The organism is Microbacterium sp. 20-116 (assembly GCF_041079415.1).
Lineage (GTDB): Bacteria > Actinomycetota > Actinomycetes > Actinomycetales > Microbacteriaceae > Microbacterium.
The window spans coordinates 78,180-94,091 of record NZ_JBFYGP010000005.1 but is presented as its reverse complement, the minus strand read 5'-3'; the positions used below and the strand labels follow the sequence as shown (position 1 = coordinate 94,091).

General features: G+C 68.7%; 18 protein-coding genes. 16 read left to right on the top strand and 2 right to left on the bottom strand.

Translation table 11 applies throughout. The features are described 5' to 3' along the window. Positions 1-68 precede the first annotated feature (68 nt). The gene (gene lexA / locus AB6V29_RS11340) at positions 69-758 is read right to left on the bottom strand and encodes a transcriptional repressor LexA (RefSeq protein WP_210071866.1); all 690 of its coding nucleotides are present in this window, start codon (positions 756-758) and stop codon (positions 69-71) included. A gap of 258 nt (positions 759-1,016) precedes the next feature. Here lexA and AB6V29_RS11335 point away from each other — a divergent pair, with 258 nt between their 5' ends. From AB6V29_RS11335 to AB6V29_RS11310, 6 genes are read left to right on the top strand one after another with little or no spacing between them, the layout of a single operon-like run. Beyond that, positions 1,017-1,367 (top strand): LysM peptidoglycan-binding domain-containing protein, encoded by a 351-nt coding sequence (locus tag AB6V29_RS11335; protein WP_307459666.1) that lies wholly within the window; start codon positions 1,017-1,019, stop codon positions 1,365-1,367. A 46-nt stretch (positions 1,368-1,413) separates the two neighbouring features. After that, the gene (locus AB6V29_RS11330) at positions 1,414-2,508 is read left to right on the top strand and encodes a histidinol-phosphate transaminase (protein ID WP_369358705.1); all 1,095 of its coding nucleotides are present in this window, start codon (positions 1,414-1,416) and stop codon (positions 2,506-2,508) included. After that, complete coding sequence (gene hisB / locus AB6V29_RS11325; RefSeq protein WP_369358702.1) at positions 2,505-3,119, top strand: imidazoleglycerol-phosphate dehydratase HisB; 615 nt, start codon at positions 2,505-2,507, stop codon at positions 3,117-3,119. The genes AB6V29_RS11330 and hisB overlap by 4 nt, the downstream gene beginning before the upstream one ends. Next, on the top strand, positions 3,116-3,766 hold the full coding sequence (gene hisH / locus AB6V29_RS11320) for an imidazole glycerol phosphate synthase subunit HisH (RefSeq protein WP_210071862.1): 651 nt from the start codon (positions 3,116-3,118) through the stop codon (positions 3,764-3,766). The genes hisB and hisH overlap by 4 nt, the downstream gene beginning before the upstream one ends. A gap of 46 nt (positions 3,767-3,812) precedes the next feature. Next, positions 3,813-4,559, top strand: coding sequence for a bifunctional 1-(5-phosphoribosyl)-5-((5-phosphoribosylamino)methylideneamino)imidazole-4-carboxamide isomerase/phosphoribosylanthranilate isomerase PriA (gene priA / locus AB6V29_RS11315; protein WP_210071861.1), 747 nt, complete (start codon positions 3,813-3,815; stop codon positions 4,557-4,559). Beyond that, on the top strand, positions 4,543-5,343 hold the full coding sequence (locus AB6V29_RS11310) for an SseB family protein (protein ID WP_369358698.1): 801 nt from the start codon (positions 4,543-4,545) through the stop codon (positions 5,341-5,343). The genes priA and AB6V29_RS11310 overlap by 17 nt, the downstream gene beginning before the upstream one ends. Positions 5,344-5,602: 259 nt before the next feature. Here AB6V29_RS11310 and AB6V29_RS11305 read toward each other — a convergent pair whose 3' ends face one another. Beyond that, positions 5,603-6,019 (bottom strand): DUF1844 domain-containing protein, encoded by a 417-nt coding sequence (locus AB6V29_RS11305; protein WP_267789384.1) that lies wholly within the window; start codon positions 6,017-6,019, stop codon positions 5,603-5,605. A gap of 236 nt (positions 6,020-6,255) precedes the next feature. Between AB6V29_RS11305 and infC the strand changes: the two genes are divergently transcribed. From infC to pheT, 10 genes are all read left to right on the top strand, one after another. Continuing rightward, positions 6,256-6,900: a translation initiation factor IF-3 gene (gene infC / locus AB6V29_RS11300; RefSeq protein WP_144782047.1), complete on the top strand. Its 645-nt coding sequence runs from the start codon at positions 6,256-6,258 to the stop codon at positions 6,898-6,900. A 47-nt stretch (positions 6,901-6,947) separates the two neighbouring features. After that, positions 6,948-7,142 (top strand): 50S ribosomal protein L35, encoded by a 195-nt coding sequence (rpmI, locus tag AB6V29_RS11295; protein ID WP_013583375.1) that lies wholly within the window; start codon positions 6,948-6,950, stop codon positions 7,140-7,142. 29 nt (positions 7,143-7,171) lie between these two features. Then, positions 7,172-7,555: a 50S ribosomal protein L20 gene (gene rplT, locus AB6V29_RS11290; RefSeq protein WP_056227445.1), complete on the top strand. Its 384-nt coding sequence runs from the start codon at positions 7,172-7,174 to the stop codon at positions 7,553-7,555. Positions 7,556-7,667: 112 nt separating this feature from the next. Next, positions 7,668-8,465 carry an RNA methyltransferase gene (locus AB6V29_RS11285; RefSeq protein ID WP_210071858.1) on the top strand — a complete coding sequence of 266 codons (798 nt, stop codon included), beginning with the start codon at positions 7,668-7,670 and terminating at the stop codon, positions 8,463-8,465. 105 nt (positions 8,466-8,570) lie between these two features. Then, positions 8,571-9,299: an amino acid ABC transporter ATP-binding protein gene (locus AB6V29_RS11280; protein ID WP_369358869.1), complete on the top strand. Its 729-nt coding sequence runs from the start codon at positions 8,571-8,573 to the stop codon at positions 9,297-9,299. 132 nt (positions 9,300-9,431) lie between these two features. Then, on the top strand, positions 9,432-10,352 hold the full coding sequence (locus AB6V29_RS11275; RefSeq protein WP_369358694.1) for a glutamate ABC transporter substrate-binding protein: 921 nt from the start codon (positions 9,432-9,434) through the stop codon (positions 10,350-10,352). 78 nt (positions 10,353-10,430) lie between these two features. Then, on the top strand, positions 10,431-11,081 hold the full coding sequence (locus AB6V29_RS11270; protein ID WP_267786646.1) for an amino acid ABC transporter permease: 651 nt from the start codon (positions 10,431-10,433) through the stop codon (positions 11,079-11,081). Further along, the gene (locus AB6V29_RS11265) at positions 11,078-11,995 is read left to right on the top strand and encodes an amino acid ABC transporter permease (protein WP_210071855.1); all 918 of its coding nucleotides are present in this window, start codon (positions 11,078-11,080) and stop codon (positions 11,993-11,995) included. The genes AB6V29_RS11270 and AB6V29_RS11265 overlap by 4 nt, the downstream gene beginning before the upstream one ends. A gap of 83 nt (positions 11,996-12,078) precedes the next feature. Continuing rightward, positions 12,079-13,119, top strand: coding sequence for a phenylalanine--tRNA ligase subunit alpha (gene pheS / locus AB6V29_RS11260; RefSeq protein WP_267786647.1), 1,041 nt, complete (start codon positions 12,079-12,081; stop codon positions 13,117-13,119). Then, entirely contained in the window at positions 13,119-15,629 is a 2,511-nt protein-coding gene (pheT, locus tag AB6V29_RS11255; protein ID WP_369358690.1) for a phenylalanine--tRNA ligase subunit beta, read from the top strand. Before pheS ends, pheT begins: the two co-directional genes overlap by 1 nt. Positions 15,630-15,912: the final 283 nt, after the last annotated feature.

The following is a 15,912-nucleotide window of genomic DNA, read 5'->3' as shown; positions in this document are numbered from 1 at the left end:
CCACCCGCGTGGAACGGAAGAGGCCGGATGCCACCTTTGGGTTCGCATCCGGCCTCGAGTCGTCGGGCTCAGACGGTACGCAGCACCGCGACGACACGACCGAGGACGACGGCCTCGTCGCCGAGGATCGGCTCGAACGCGCTGTTGCGGGGGAGCAGCCACGTGTGGCCGTCGCGCCGACGGAAGGTCTTGACCGTCGCCTCGCCGTCGAGCATGGCGGCGACGATCTCGCCGTTCTCGGCCGTGGCCTGCGACCGGATGACGACCCAGTCGCCGTCGCAGATGGCCGCGTCGATCATCGACTCGCCCGAGACCTTGAGCATGAACAGTTCCCCCTTGCCGACGAGCTGGCGCGGGAGGGGGAAGATCTCCTCGACCTGCTGGTCGGCCGTGATGGGCACGCCGGCTGCGATACGACCGACGAGGGGCACCAGGGCGGCGTCGCCGAGGGCGGGAGCGGCGTCGGCGGGGTTCTCCGCGGCGGCGCCGGGGAGGTCGATGAGCACCTCCATCGCGCGCGTCTTGCCGGGGTCGCGGCGAAGGTAGCCGCTGAGCTCTAGCTGGTTGAGCTGGTGGGTGACGCTCGAGAGCGACTTGAGCCCGACCGCGTCGCCGATCTCGCGCATGCTCGGCGGATACCCGTGCCGCGCGATGGATCGCTGGATCACTTCGAGGATCGCCAGCTGCTTGTCGCTGAGATTCTTGCGCCGCCGGGTCTGCGGCCGTTCGCGGCCGGCGGCGGTCGTCGCGTCGGTCATCTGTGCTCCCCTCGCGCCGCGCAAACCACGGCGGAAATTCGAATGTCGGAGGTTGGTGATGAGGTCTCCGTGTCGAAACCGTATCCGGTCGACGACCCGATTGACACGGAGGCCCACGCGTGTCGCGTTCGATTCGTCTGCGATACACGAGGTCTTGACACTCGAACAGGTTCGAATATAGATTCGGAATACAGATTCGCACCACCGCCCTCCCGGCCGAGGGTGGGGTGCGAATCTCTCCCCACCAAGGAGCACATCATGAGCAGCATCGCCCTCACCGCCCCGTCTACTCGCCTGCGCATCACCGCGCGCGGCCGCCGTGTCGTGGCGTTCCTTATCTCCCTCCCGATCGTCGCCGTGCTCTCCGTGGCGATCGTCGGTGGCGGATCCGCCCTCGCCTCCGGCGACGCCGGCGCTCCCGCCGGTTCGTTCACCGAGATCACCGTCATGAGCGGCGAGACCCTGTGGTCCATCGCCGAAGACGTGGCCCCCTCCGCCGACCCGCGCGACGTGGTGGCAGAGATCACGCGCCTCAACGCTCTGCCCGGCGGCTCGGTGTCAGCGGGTCAGCGCATCGCGATCCCCGCCGAGTACGCCCCCGCGGCCTGAACGGCGGGTCGCGGCTCGTGCGCCTCGACTCCGCTCGACGCCTACGATGGGTGAGGTGACCGTACGCCTCGACGACCTTCCTCTTCGCGACGATCTGCGGGGTATGACCCCGTACGGAGCCCCGCAGGCTGCACTGCCCGTGGCGCTCAACGTGAACGAGAACACGCATCCTGTTCCGTCCGAGGTGGCTGACGACATCCTGGACGCCGTCGCTCGGGCGCTTCGGGACGTCAACCGGTACCCCGACCGCGAGTTCACCGGACTGCGCGAGGCCTTTGCGGGATATCTCGGACACGGCCTGAACCCCGAACAGATCTGGGCGGCCAACGGCTCGAACGAAGTGCTCCAGCACATCTTGCAGGCCTTCGGTGGCCCCGGCCGTACGGCGATGGGCTTCGCTCCCACCTATTCCATGTACCCGATCCTCACGCGCGCCACGGGTGCGCGCTGGGTCACCGGGGAACGGGAGCACGACTTCACCCTCTCGCCCGCGTCAGCTGCGGCGCAGGTGCGCGAGCAGCGGCCCGACGTCGTCTTCCTCTGTGCGCCGAACAATCCGACGGGAACGCCTCTGCGCCTCGATGTGGTGGAGGCGGTGTACGACGCCACCGACGGCATCGTGATCGTCGATGAGGCGTACGAGGAGTTCGCCCCGCGGGACGAGCCGTCGGCGGTTTCTCTGCTCCCTGACCGCCCGCGGCTGGTCGTCTCGCGCACCATGAGCAAGGCCTTCGCCTTCGCCGGCGCCCGGGTGGGCTACCTCGCGGCCGACCCCGCGCTGGTCGACGCTCTCCGCCTCGTCCGTCTTCCCTACCACCTGAGTGCTCTCACGCAGGCGGCGGCGACCGCGGCTCTCAGCCACGCCGAGACGATGCTGTCGATGGTCGACGACATCGTGGCGCAACGCGACCGCATCTCGGCGACGGTGTCGGCGCTGGGCTATACGGCCCACGAGTCGTGGACCAACTTCGTCCTGTTCGGCGGTGTCGACGATCCGGCAGCCACCTGGAAGGCGCTTTACGACCGGGGTGTCCTGATTCGAGACGTCGGCATCGCCCACCACCTCCGCGTGACCGCGGGAACGGCCGACGAGACCACCGCATTCCTCGACGCGCTCGCCTCGGTAGGATCGCGATCATGACCGGCCCCGCCTCGCCCCGTACCGCTTCGATCACCCGGGAGACGAGCGAGTCCCGCGTCGAGCTCGAGCTCGACCTCGACGGTCGAGGCGTCAGCGACATCTCGACGACCGTGCCGTTCTTCGACCACATGCTCACCGCGTTCGCGAAGCACTCCCTGACCGACCTGCGCGTCCGCTCCACGGGTGACACCCACATCGACGCCCACCACACGGTCGAAGACACCTCGATCGTGCTCGGACAGGCCATCCGCCAGGCGCTCGGCGACAAGTCCGGTATCGCGCGCTACGGCGACGCTCTCGTGCCGCTCGACGAGGCACTCGCGCAGGCTGTGGTCGACATCAGCGGTCGTCCCTACCTCGTGCACACCGGCGAGCCCACGGGCTTCGAGCACCACCTCATCGGCGGTCACTTCACCGGGTCGCTCGTTCGTCACTCGTTCGAGGCGCTCTCCATCCACGCCGGGCTGACCGTCCACGTCCGTGTTCTGGGTGGGCGCGACCCCCACCACATCGCCGAAGCCGAGTACAAGGCGCTCGCGCGTGCCTTCCGTCGGGCCAAGGCTCTCGACCCCCTCGTCGACGGCATCCCGAGCACCAAGGGCGCATTGTGACGCGGAGACCCGTCGTCGCCGTCTTCGATTACGGTTCGGGCAACGTCCACTCCGCGGTCAAGGCGCTCATCGAGGCGGGAGCCGACGCGCGGCTGACTTCCGACCGTTCTCTGCTGCTCGACGCCGACGGGCTGCTGGTCCCCGGCGTCGGCGCGTTCGGTGCGGTCATGGGCGCGTTGAACGACAGCCGGGGCGGCGAGATCATCGATCGCCGTCTGGCGGGCGGTCGCCCCGTGCTGGGTATCTGCGTGGGCATGCAGGTCATGTTCGCGCGCGGTATCGAGCGCGGCGCCGACACCCCCGGCCTGGGGGAGTGGCCCGGAACCGTCGCGGAGCTCGAGGCGCCGGTGCTCCCGCACATGGGCTGGAACACCGTGGCACCCGGTGACGGGTCACGCCTGTTCGACGGCCTCGAGAAGGAGCGGTTCTACTTCGTGCACTCGTACGCGGCGCAGGACTGGTCGCTCGAGGTCGCCCCGCCGTTCCCCCAACCCGTTCTGACCTGGTGCACGTACGGGGCGCCGTTCCTGGCGGCCGTCGAGAACGGCCCCCTGTCGGCCACCCAGTTCCACCCGGAGAAGTCGGGCGAAGCCGGCATCCGTCTGCTCGCCAATTGGATCGACGGGCTGCGCACGACTACTGTGTGACCTCGTGCCCCGGCTCGGCGAGATGCGCCGAAGGGTGCGAGGAGCCATGAACGATTTCGCGTCCACGCCCGAACTTGTGCTGCTTCCCGCGGTCGACGTCGCCGACGGCAAGGCCGTCCGTCTGACCCAGGGTGAGGCCGGTACAGAGACCAGCTACGGCGACCCCGTCGACGCCGCCGCGGACTTCGCCCGGCAGGGCGCGCAGTGGATCCACCTCGTGGACCTCGACGCCGCCTTCGGTCGCGGCAGCAACGCCAGCGTCATGCGCAAAGTGATCAAGCAGGTCAAGGGCGTGCAGGTCGAGCTGTCCGGCGGCATCCGCGACGACCGTTCCCTCGAGGCGGCTCTCGAGAGCGGCGCGAGCCGTATCAACCTCGGCACCGCGGCCCTCGAGAACCCCGAGTGGGCCGCCGACGTCATCAACCGCTACGGGGAGGCGATCGCGGTCGGTCTCGACGTGCGGGGCACGACCCTCGCCGCGCGCGGCTGGACCCGCGACGGCGGCGACCTGTGGACGGTGCTCGAGCGCCTCGAAGACGCCGGTTGCAGCCGATACGTCGTCACCGACGTCACGAAGGACGGCACTCTCCGCGGCCCCAACATCGAGCTGCTGCGCGAGATGACGCAGCGCACCCCCAAGCCGATCGTCGCCTCGGGCGGCGTCTCGAGCCTCGACGACATCGCGGCCCTGCGCGAGCTCGTCCCGCTCGGTGTCGAGGGCGCGATCGTCGGCAAGGCGCTCTACGCGGGCCAGTTCACCCTGGCCGAGGCGCTGGATGTCGCCGGACACTGACGATCCGCACGGCCACGCCCACGGCGCTCACGCGGATTCCGCAGGCGTCCCGTGGGAGGGCCGGAGCTTCTCGGCCAACCCCCACTCGGGGGACGACGGATCCGCCGATCCGGCGCTGCTGGCGGCTCTCCTGGCGTTCCGCACGGGCGAGGGCGATGCCCGCTCCGTCGTCGACGCGTATCGCGACGCGCGCTTGCTCATTCCGTTGGTGGCGGAGAAGGGCGACCACGGCATCGGAGCGCACGGCCTCGAGGTCGACAAGACCCAGGAACTGTCGATCGTGACGGTAGCCGCGCCCGACGGTCGCAAAGTGCTCCCGGTCTTCACCTCGGTGACGGCTCTGCAGACGTGGGATACCACCGCACGGCCGGTGCCCGCCGACGGACGGCGCACGGCGCTGGCGGCGGCATCGGAGGACACCGAACTCATCGTCGTCGATCCCGCGTCAGAGACGGAGTTCGTCATCCGCCGTCCGGCCGTGTGGGCGATCGCTCAGGGCGAGCCCTGGGAGCCCGCGCACACCTCGCCCTCGATCTTCACCGGGCTTCACGAGAGCATCGCCGGAGAGCTGGCCGTCCTCGATCTCGCCGTCGAGTCGGGAGACCCGACCGGGCGTCTGCGCGGGCCTGAACTCGTCGTGCACCTGCAGCTCATGTCCGGCCTCGAGCAGGAGGAACTGGATGCCACGCTGGCGCGTCTGGCGAGACGCTGGTCGGCGGACGATCGGATCGCTGTCCTCGTCGACTCCCTGACGGTCAAGCTCCACCGCAGCACCGAGTCCTGACCCCAGCACCGTCACCAGAACAGGACGGTGCGTCGAGAACAGGCCACCCCGGCGTCCGGACCCCTGTCCTCGTGACATCCCCTGTGCTCGTGACAGCAGCCGAGGCGTCGCCCGCTCCCATACCCCGCGGGTGTCACGGAAGAGGTGGCCTGCGGCACCGCGCGCAGTGATGCCCCCTTCCCAAGGCAATCGGGGAAGGGGCCCCGCCCTAGCCTTGGGAAGGGGGCATCACAAAGCCCGGTACCCCAAAGCGACAGACTTACGTGACGGGCCCCGTCCACTTCTCGCCCGGGCCCTTGCCGATCGGGTCCTGGATCGTCGACGCCTCGCGGAAAGCCAACTGCAGCGACCGCAGGCCATCGCGCAGGGAGCGGGCGTGCATGTCGCTGATCTCGGGAGCTCCGGCGGTGATGAGGCCGGCGAGGGCGTTGATGAGCTTGCGGGCTTCGTCGAGGTCGAGTTGCTGGCCGGGGTCGTCGGCGAGTCCGGTCTTCACGGCGGCGGCGCTCATGAGGTGCACGGCGGCCGTGGTGATGACCTCGACAGCCGGTACGTCCGCGATGTCACGGGTGGCGGAAGACGCGGCGCGCTCCTGTTCCTCCCAGCGGGCGAGGCGCTCGTCTTCGGCTCCGTGGCGGTGTGTGCCCTGGTCGTGGGCGGGCTGGTCGGAGGGGATCGTGTCCACGTGAATCTCTCTGCTAGACTATGGCGGGCTTCGGAGTGTTTCACTCCGTACGAAAGAGGATCACATCCCACCCGCGCTTGCCGCTCCAGGCTACCGGGTTCCCGCACTCCGCTCCGTTTCCCACGGGGTTGCCTGGGTGCAGAAGCCGGTGCTGAAAGCACCGTGCCGGGTGGCGTGTCTCTCCTCTTCGCCCGCGATTCCGATGGATCGCGGCGGCCACCACCCGTATGAAAGAGGAGTTCCGCATCAGCGATCCCCGCACCAACGAGCGCATCCGAGTCCCGGAGGTCCGTCTCGTCGGACCCAACGGCGAGCAGGTCGGCATCGTCCGAATCGAAGCTGCGCTGCGCCTGGCCCAGGAAGCGGACCTCGACTTGGTCGAGGTCGCGCCGAGCTCGAAGCCGCCCGTGGTCAAGATCATGGACTACGGCAAGTTCAAGTACGAGGCCGCTCAGAAGGCCAAAGAGACGCGTCGTAACCAGGCGAACACCGTCCTCAAAGAGGTCCGGTTCCGTCTGAAGATCGAGGCTCACGACTACATCACCAAGCTCAAGCGCGCCGAGGGCTTCCTCCAGGCGGGCGACAAGGTGAAGGCCATGATCTTGTTCCGTGGTCGCGAGCAGTCGCGTCCCGAGCAGGGTGTCCGTCTGCTCCGCAAGTTCGCCGAAGACGTCGCCGAGTTCGGCACGGTCGAGTCGAACCCCACGATCGACGGCCGCAACATGGTGATGGTGGTCGCCCCTCACAAGAACAAGTCCGAGGTCAAGACCGAGCAGAACGCGCAGCGCACGGCGAACCGTGAAGCCGCGCGTAGCGCCGCTCGAGGCGACTCGGCACCCACAGACGAAGCTGCTCCGGCGTCCGCCGAGTAAAGCTCCCCGACTCCCGCTCCGGCGGGAACCCCAACGAAGGAAGACAGATGCCGAAGCAGAAGACCCACTCGGGCGCCAAGAAGCGCTTCAAGCTCACCGGTAGCGGCAAGCTCATGAAGCAGCAGGCCGGCATGCGCCACAACCTCGAGGGCAAGGCCTCCAAGCGCACCCGTCGCCTCAACCAGGAGCAGGTCCTGGCCAAGGGTGACTCCAAGGTCGCCAAGAAGCTCCTCGGCCTCTGAGCGCCGACGCACGTTAGGAAGAATGAGAAATGGCTAGAGTCAAGCGGGCAGTAAACGCCCACAAGAAGCGTCGCGTCATCCTGGAGCGCGCGTCCGGTTACCGCGGTCAGCGTTCGCGCCTGTACCGCAAGGCCAAGGAGCAGGTCACCCACTCCCTGGTCTACGCGTACCGTGACCGTCGCAAGCGCAAGGGCGACTTCCGTCGTCTGTGGATCCAGCGCATCAACGCCGCTTCGCGCGCGAACGGCATGACGTACAACCGCTTCATCCAGGGCCTCGGCCTCGCGGGTGTGCAGGTCGACCGTCGCATGCTCGCCGAGCTCGCCGTGAACGAGCCCGCCGTGTTCGCGTCGCTTGTCGCGACCGCGAAGGCCGCGCTGCCGACCGACGTCAACGCTGCGAAGACCGCGTAAGACACGTCTTCTCGAAACGGGCGTCCTCTTCGGAGGGCGCCCGTTTCGTCGTTCCCACGAGTCGTTCGCGCGGCGTGGGGAAAGCATTCCGTCTGCGCCATACACTGGGGTCGTGCTCGAGAACCCCCGTTCGCCCCGGGTGCGCGCCGTGGCGAAGCTCAGCAAGCGCGCTGCCCGCCAGGAGACAGGCCTGTTCCTGCTTGAAGGTCCGCAAGCCGCTCGCGAGGCGCTCGCCTGGGCGCCCGAGACAGTGCTCGAGGTGTACGCGACATCTGCCGCTCTCGACAAACACACCGACGTGCGCGATGCCGCCGAGCAGGCGGGTGTCGACCTGCAGGTCACCACCGAAGCGGTTCTGGACGCCATGGCCGACACCGTCACGCCGCAGGGCATCGTCGCGGTGGCGAGGCAGGCGCCCACCGCGCTGAAGGACATCCTGGCAGGGGAGCCTCGCCTGGTCGCGATCTGCGAGGAAGTGCGTGATCCCGGCAATCTGGGCACGATCATCCGAGCCGCGGATGCCGCGGGAGCCGACGCCGTGATCCTGACCGGCCGGACCGTCGACCCCTACAACCCCAAGGTCGTACGCTCGACCACCGGCTCGCTGTTCCACCTGCCGATCGCGGTCGATCTCGAGCTGGCGGACGTCGTCGCCCGCGCTCACGAGGCGGGGTTGCGCATCGTCGCCGCCGATGTCGAGGGCACCGATTTCTTGGCATCCCGAGAGCTTCTGTCGGAGCCGACGGCCTGGCTGTTCGGTAATGAGGCCCGCGGTCTCGACGAGTCCGCCCTGGCTCAGGCGGACCTCGCTCTGCGCCTGCCGATCTACGGTCGCGCCGAGTCCCTCAACCTGGCCACCGCGGCGAGCGTCTGCCTCTACGAGACGGCTTTCGCGCAGCGAGCACGCTGACCCCTGCTGTTACAGAACGGTTAAGGCGTGCGCAGGAATGTGGTCGGGCGCCCAGCATCCTCATAGGGTGAAGACATGGCATCCGTTCCCCCGAAGACCGAGCCCTTGGTCGTCGTCTCCGACGTCCAGAAGCATTATGGGCAGTTCCAGGCTCTGAAAGACATCGACCTCACCGTCGACCGCGGCGAGGTCGTCGTCGTCATCGGCCCGTCGGGTTCCGGCAAGTCGACGCTGTGCCGCACCATCAACCGTCTCGAGACCATCACGAGCGGGTCGATCACGATCGACGGCAAGGAGCTTCCCAAAGAGGGGAAGGGCCTGGCCGAACTGCGTGCCGACGTCGGCATGGTGTTCCAGTCGTTCAACCTCTTCGCACACCTGACGATCCTCGAGAACGTCACGCTCGGGCCCATCAAGGTCCGCAAGATGAAGAAGGCGGATGCCGAGAAAGAGGCGCGTGCGCTCCTGGATCGCGTGGGCGTCGGGCACCAGGCCGACAAGCTCCCCTCCCAGCTCTCGGGTGGACAGCAGCAGCGTGTGGCGATCGCCCGTGCGCTGGCGATGAAGCCCAAGGTCATGCTCTTCGACGAGCCGACTTCGGCTCTCGACCCCGAGATGATCAACGAGGTGCTCGACGTCATGGTCGGCCTCGCCAAGGACGGCATGACGATGATCGTCGTCACCCACGAGATGGGCTTCGCGCGCAAGGCCGCGAACCGCGTGGTGTTCATGGCCGACGGGCAGATCGTCGAGCAGGCGACGCCCGAGCAGTTCTTCACCCGCCCCGAGTCCGACCGTGCCAAGGACTTCCTCTCGAAGCTCATCACGCACTGAGGCTTTCCCCTGACGGCGATGAACGAGGAGGTTCTTCCGCCGACCGCATACGCACCGTTCCCCCCGGTCGATCTCGCGCGCCGTCACCGACGACCCCTATCCGCACAGCACACGTAACCAAGGAGACATCACATGCGTAAAACTCGTTTTCTCGCCGGCGCGAGCATCGTCGCCGCCGGCCTGCTGGCCCTGACGGCCTGCAACAGCGGCACCCCGGGCGCAGCACCCGGTTCCGACGGCGGCAGCGGCTCCGACGCCCCCGTCTACGGCGCGGTCGCCACCGACGTCAAGATCGACGGCAGCCCCACGTTCGAGAAGATCACCTCGGCCGGCAAGATCGTGGTCGGTGTGAAGGAAGACCAGCCCGGCCTCGGCTACCTCGACCCCGTGACGGGCGAGCGCAAGGGCTTCGACGTCGACGTCGCGCGCTGGATCGCCGCGTCCCTCGGGTACGACCCGGCCGACACCTCGAAGGTGGAGTACAAGGCCATCGCCTCGGCGAACCGCGAGCAGGCCATCATCAACGGCGACATCGACTACTACGTCGGGACCTACTCGATCACCGACAAGCGCAAGGACCAGATCTCCTTCGCCGGTCCCTACTTCCTGACCGGTCAGGGCCTGCTCGTGGCCGCCGACAACGACACCATCACGGGCAAGGACTCGCTCACGGCCGAGACCACCGTGTGCTCGGTGACCGGCTCGACGCCGATCCAGCGGATCCGCGAGCAGACGCCGGCCAAGGTCGTCGAGTTCGACACCTACTCGCAGTGCGTCGAGAAGCTGAAGAACGGCGAGGTCGACGCGGTGACCACCGACGAGGCGATCCTCCTCGGCTACGCCGCGCAGGACCCCGACAACCTCAAGATCGCGGGCGAGCCCTTCAGCGAGGAGCGCTACGGCGTCGGCATCGCCAAGGGCGACACCGCCTTCCAGGAGTTCGTGAACACCATGTTCACCGATGGCGGTCCCACCTGGGAGGCCATCTTCGAGAAGAACCTCGGCGCCTCGGGCGTCAAGGGCGAGCAGCCGGCGGTCGACCCCGTCAGCTGATCTCCCGGTGCGGGCGGCGCACACCGCGCCGTCCGCACCGCCCGACGAGGACGACGAGAGAGAAACGGACAGCGTACGGTGAACCAGATCTTCGACTACCCCGACCTGTGGGCGCAGGCGCTCTGGGGGACGGTCGTGCTCTTCTTGGGCGGCGGCCTGATCGCGCTCGTGCTCGGCTTCATCGTGGCCGCCATGCGCGTGTCGCCCGTGCCCATCGCGCGCGCGGTCGGCGCGGTCTACGTGAACTGGATCCGCAACACCCCGCTCACGCTGGTGCTGTTCTTCTTCGCGTTCTGCGTCCCGCTGCTGATCGACGTCCCGCGCGGCAGCTTCTTGACGCTGGCCGTGTGCGGCCTCGGCATCTACACCGCGACCTATGTGGCCGAGACCCTGCGCGCCGGCATCAACACCGTCCCCGTCGGCCAGGCGGAGGCGGCTCGCGCGCTCGGCCTCGGTTTCGGTCAGGTCATGACGCTCGTCGTGCTGCCCCAGGCGACCCGCTCGGTCATCCCGCCGATGATGAGCGTCTTCATCGCCCTGCTCAAGAACACCACCGTCGCCGCCGGATTCTCGGTGGTCAACCTCGGAAACATCCGAGCGACGATGAGTGAGAACGGCGAGAACCAGCTCGTCACCATCCTCCTCGTGATGGCGGTCTTCGTCATCCTCGTCCTGCTGCTCGCTGGGCTGCAGAACGCCGCCGAGAAGAAGTGGAAGGTCGCCCGATGAGTTCCTCCGTCCTCTATGACGTGCCGGGTCCCCGCGCGCAGCTGCGCAACCGCATCCTCGGCGTGATCACGCTCGTCTTCGTCGCCGCCGTCATCGGCTTCGTCGTGTGGCGCTTCATCGACACCGGCCAGTTCTCGGCGGCGAAGTGGAACGTCTTCAGCTACAGCGCGATCTGGGAGCGATTCGGTCAGGCGACGCTGGCGACTCTCGCGGCGTTCGCCGTCGCGGCCGTCGGCGCGCTCGTCCTCGGATTTATCCTCGCCATCGGCCGCATGTCCGACCACCGCTGGGTGCGCCTTCCGGTCGGGTGGGTCGTCGAACTGCTCCGCGCCGTCCCCGTCCTCGTCTTCATGCTGTTGCTGTACTACGGCCTGCCCGTCGTCGGTATCAAGATGTCGTCGTACTGGGCCGTCGTCATCGCGCTGATCCTCTACAACGGCTCGGTCCTGTCCGAGGTCATCCGCGCGGGCGTCGAGGCGCTGCCGCGCGGCCAGAGCGAGGCCGGGTACGCCGTGGGGCTGCGCAAGGCCGGCGTGATGCGCCTGATCCTGCTTCCGCAGGCGATCCGCGCCATGCTGCCCGTGATCATCGCCCAGCTCGTGGTGACGTTGAAAGACACCGCCCTCGGCTTCATCATCACCTACCCCGAACTCCTGTACTTCGCACGTCTGCTGGGATCGAACGGCGAGTACGGGTCGCCGCTGATCCCCGCCGCGATGGTCGCCAGCGTCATCTACGTCGCGATGTGCCTCGCCCTGTCGTACACTGCGCACCGCGTCGAGATCGGTCTGCGCCGGTCGCCGAAGGGCGGCAACGTCGCCCCCGCCGAGCCGGCGGGGCAGACCGGCACCGACACCGAGCTGATCGTCGCCCAGCGCGGTCTCGGGAAGCACGACCCGGGTTCTCCCGCCTGACGCTCTCGGCAGACACTCCGAGTGACGATGTAACCGACCGACGGGCGGGGCAGTGTCCCCGCCCGTCGGTAGACTCTCATCTCGTGTCCGACGCACCCGAGATCACCCCTGAGGCCGTCGCCTCCGCGGTCGATGACGCGCTTGCCGCCATCGCCGCAGCCGCGACCACGGCCGAGCTGAAGTCCGCCCGTTCCGCGCACACGGGGGAGCAGTCCTCTCTCGCGCAGCTGAACGCCCAGATGCGCAATGTCGCCCCCGAGCACAAGGCCGCCTTCGGCAAGCTCGTCGGGCAGGCTCGCGGTCAGGTGAACCAGGCGCTCGCCGCTCGAGAGAGCGAGCTGGCCGAAGCCGAGACCGCCGCCCAGCTCGAGGCCGAGCGCATCGACGTCACCGCCCTTCCGCAGCGCGCACGCGTCGGGGCGCGGCATCCGATCTCGCTCCTCCAGGAGCAGGTGTCGGACATCTTCGTCGGCATGGGGTGGGAGATCGCCGAGGGCCCCGAGCTCGAGCACGAGTGGTTCAACTTCGACGCGCTCAACTTCGACGTCGACCACCCCGCGCGTCAGATGCAGGACACGTTCTTCGTCGACCCGGTCGCGCGCCACCTGGTGCTGCGCACCCACACCAGCCCCGTGCAGGTGCGGTCGATGCTCGAGCGCGACCTGCCGATCTACGTGCTGTGCCCGGGCCGGGTCTACCGCACCGACGAGTTCGATGCGACGCACCTGCCGGTGTTCACGCAGTTCGAGGGTCTCGTCATCGACAAGAACATCACGATGGCGCACCTCAAGGGCACGCTCGATCACGCCGCGCGCGTGCTGTTCGGGCCCGAGGCCAAGACGCGCTTCCGTGCGAACTTCTTCCCGTTCACCGAGCCGAGTGCCGAGCTCGATCTGTGGCACCCCACCTTCAAGGGCGGGGCGCGCTGGATCGAGTGGGGCGGGTGCGGGATGGTCAATCCCAACGTCCTTCGGGCCGCAGGCATCGACCCCGAGGAGTACTCGGGCTTCGCCTTCGGTATGGGCATCGAGCGCACGCTCATGTTCCGCAGCGACGTGCAAGACATGCGCGACATGGCCGAGGGCGATGTGCGCTTCAGCGAGCAGTTCGGAATGGTGGTCTGATGCGCGTCCCGCTCTCCTGGTTGCGCGAGTACGTCGACGTGCCCGCCGAGGCCACGCCCGAGGACGTCCTCGCGGCTCTGGTGTCGGTCGGCTTCGAAGAAGAGGACGTGCACCGCTTCGAGCTGTCCGGCCCGATCGTGGTCGGAGAGGTGAAGGAGTTCACTCCCGAGCCGCAGTCCAACGGCAAGACCATCCGCTGGTGCCAGGTCGACGTCGGCGCCGAGCACGGGGGAGTGCGCGGCATCGTCTGCGGTGCGGGCAACTTCTTCGAGGGCGACAAGGTCGTGGTGACCCTGCCCGGCTCGGTTCTGCCCGGTCCCTTCCCGATTGCCGCCCGCAAGACATACGGCCACGTGTCCGACGGCATGATCGCCTCGGCGAAAGAGCTGGGGCTCGGCAGCGAGCACGGCGGCATCCTGCGCCTGGTCGATCTCGGGATCGATGCGCCGGTCGGAACGGATGCCATCGCGCTCCTCGGTCTCGACGACCTCGCGGTCGAGATCAACGTCACCCCCGACCGCGGCTACGCCCTGTCGCTGCGCGGTGTCGCCCGCGAGTACTCGCACGCGACCGGGGCGGATTTCCGCGATCCGGGCCTCGGGCACGACGAGGCTGCAGCGCGCACGCCCTCCGGTTTCCCGGTCACGGTCGCCGATCAGGCACCCATTCGCGGACGCCACGGCGCGACCGAGTTCGTGGCGCGGATCGTGCGAGACGTCGACCCCTCCCGTCCGACGCCGCCGTGGATGATCACGCGCCTGTCGCTAGCTGGCATCCGCTCCCTCGGGGTGCTCATCGACATCACGAACTACGTCATGCTCGAGCTCGGCCAGCCGATCCACGGCTACGACCTCGACCGTCTGCGGGGCGGCATCACGGTGCGCCGTGCGGAGCAGGGCGAGAAGCTCGAGACCCTCGACGGCCAGGTTCGTTCGCTCCACGCCGAAGACCTGCTGATCACCGATGAGTCGGGGCCGATCGGTCTCGCCGGCGTCATGGGCGGCGGGCTCACCGAGATGAGCGACGCCACGCGCAACGTGCTCATCGAGGTCGCCACCTTCGACCAGGTATCGATCGCCCGCACCGCGCGACGGCACAAGCTGCCCTCCGAGGCCTCGCGCCGGTTCGAGCGCGGCGTCGACCCGCTCGTGCCGTACGTGGCGGCGGAGCGCGTCGCCACGCTGATGGTCGAGCTGGCCGGCGGCACGCTCGACACCGAGCTGGGCGCCTCGCTCGGTTCGACCTACCGTCGCGAGGCCATCACGCTTCCGGCGGGCTTCGTGCCCGGTCTGATCGGCGTCGAGTACACCGACGACGAGATCGTCTCGGCCCTGCGCCTCATCGGCTGCACGGTCGACGAGCGCGACGGCGGCTGGTCCGTGACCGCACCGTCCTGGCGTCACGACCTCGGCGACAAGTGGACGTTGGCCGAAGAGGTCGCGCGCATCGAGGGTTACGACCGCATCCCGTCCGTGCTCCCGACGCCCCCGTCGGGTCGCGGCCTCACCTCCGCTCAGCAGGGGCGCCGTCGCGTGGCGAACGCCCTGGCCTCGGCCGGCTTCGTCGAGACGCCGTCGTTCCCGTTCACCACCGAAGAGCAGAACGCCCTGCACGGCTCGCCGTCAGGCGACCGGCTGCCGAGCGTGAAGCTCGCGAACCCGCTCGACGGCCTGGCGCCGTTCCTGCGCCGCTCCCTCGTCCCGGCTCTGCTGCAGGTCGCGCACCGCAACGTCTCACGCGGCATCGTGGATCTCGCGCTGTTCGAGACCGGCACGGTGTTCCTGCCGAAGCCCGGCGTGCAGTACGGCACCCCGTCGGTGCCGCCGCTGGCCGTGCGACCGGACGCCGCGACGCTCACGGCCCTCGACGCATCGATTCCGCCGCAGCGTCGCCATATCGCCGTGCTGCTGACGGGACACACCGTGGCCAAGCAGCCCGGCCAGGCCGCGGTGGCAGCGGACCTCGCCGCCGCCGTCGACGCCGTGCGCGTACTCACCGCCGCCGCGGGTCTCGACATCGAGCTGGTGCAGGCGCAGCGTGCAGCCCTGCACCCGGGTCGCACGGCTCGCGTGCTCGCCGCGGGGACCGACATCGGCTACGTCGGCGAGCTGCTGCCCGCGGTCGCTGCCGCCGCCGACCTGCCCGGTCGCGTTCTCGTGGCCGAGCTCGACCTCGACGCGATGCTCGAGCTCGCTCACGCGCGCGTGGTCGCGGCATCCCTCTCGAGCTTCCCGGCCGCGACTCAGGACGTGTCGTTGACCATTTCGACCGACGTCGCCGCTGGCGCGGTGCGTGCCGCGCTTCTCGAGGGCGGGGCTCCGCTTCTCGAAGGCGCTCGGCTCGTCGACGACTACCGCGGCCCGGGTCTGGCCGAGGGAACGAAGAGCCTGACCTTCGCCCTGCGCTTCCGGGCCGAGGACCGCACGCTCACCGCAGCCGAGGCGACCGAGGCGAAGCTCGCCGGTGTCGCCGTGGCCGCCGAGCGTTTCGGCGCCGCGATTCGCGACTGAGCATTCCACGCGTTCTGGAGCGCCGCCGGCTCAGGCCGTGCGGCGCTTCGGCGTTCCCGCCGTCGGCGGATTCTCTCGTCGACGGCGTGGTGTGCGTCACACGCTCGGACGCGATCGCGCACGGTGGGCCTGCCCTCACCGCCGGTAAGGGGGCTGCCGGAAGCGCCCGGCGATGAGGGCAGGTACTTCATCATACCGGTTGTTTGTCCCCCATTTGGGGGACAAAGGGGGGCGGGCACCTCAGTTCGTGCGCGCATCGATCGTCGCCGGCGGGCGGAAGGCT

Coding starts and splice junctions, on each gene's coding strand:
- lexA (WP_210071866.1), bottom strand. CDS start 758: ATGACCGACGCGACGACCGCCGCCGGCCGCGAACGGCCGCAGACCCGG.
- AB6V29_RS11335 (WP_307459666.1), top strand. CDS start 1,017: ATGAGCAGCATCGCCCTCACCGCCCCGTCTACTCGCCTGCGCATCACC.
- AB6V29_RS11330 (WP_369358705.1), top strand. CDS start 1,414: ATGGGTGAGGTGACCGTACGCCTCGACGACCTTCCTCTTCGCGACGAT.
- hisB (WP_369358702.1), top strand. CDS start 2,505: ATGACCGGCCCCGCCTCGCCCCGTACCGCTTCGATCACCCGGGAGACG.
- priA (WP_210071861.1), top strand. CDS start 3,813: ATGAACGATTTCGCGTCCACGCCCGAACTTGTGCTGCTTCCCGCGGTC.
- AB6V29_RS11310 (WP_369358698.1), top strand. CDS start 4,543: ATGTCGCCGGACACTGACGATCCGCACGGCCACGCCCACGGCGCTCAC.
- infC (WP_144782047.1), top strand. CDS start 6,256: ATGAAAGAGGAGTTCCGCATCAGCGATCCCCGCACCAACGAGCGCATC.
- rpmI (WP_013583375.1), top strand. CDS start 6,948: ATGCCGAAGCAGAAGACCCACTCGGGCGCCAAGAAGCGCTTCAAGCTC.
- rplT (WP_056227445.1), top strand. CDS start 7,172: ATGGCTAGAGTCAAGCGGGCAGTAAACGCCCACAAGAAGCGTCGCGTC.
- AB6V29_RS11275 (WP_369358694.1), top strand. CDS start 9,432: ATGCGTAAAACTCGTTTTCTCGCCGGCGCGAGCATCGTCGCCGCCGGC.
- AB6V29_RS11265 (WP_210071855.1), top strand. CDS start 11,078: ATGAGTTCCTCCGTCCTCTATGACGTGCCGGGTCCCCGCGCGCAGCTG.
- pheT (WP_369358690.1), top strand. CDS start 13,119: ATGCGCGTCCCGCTCTCCTGGTTGCGCGAGTACGTCGACGTGCCCGCC.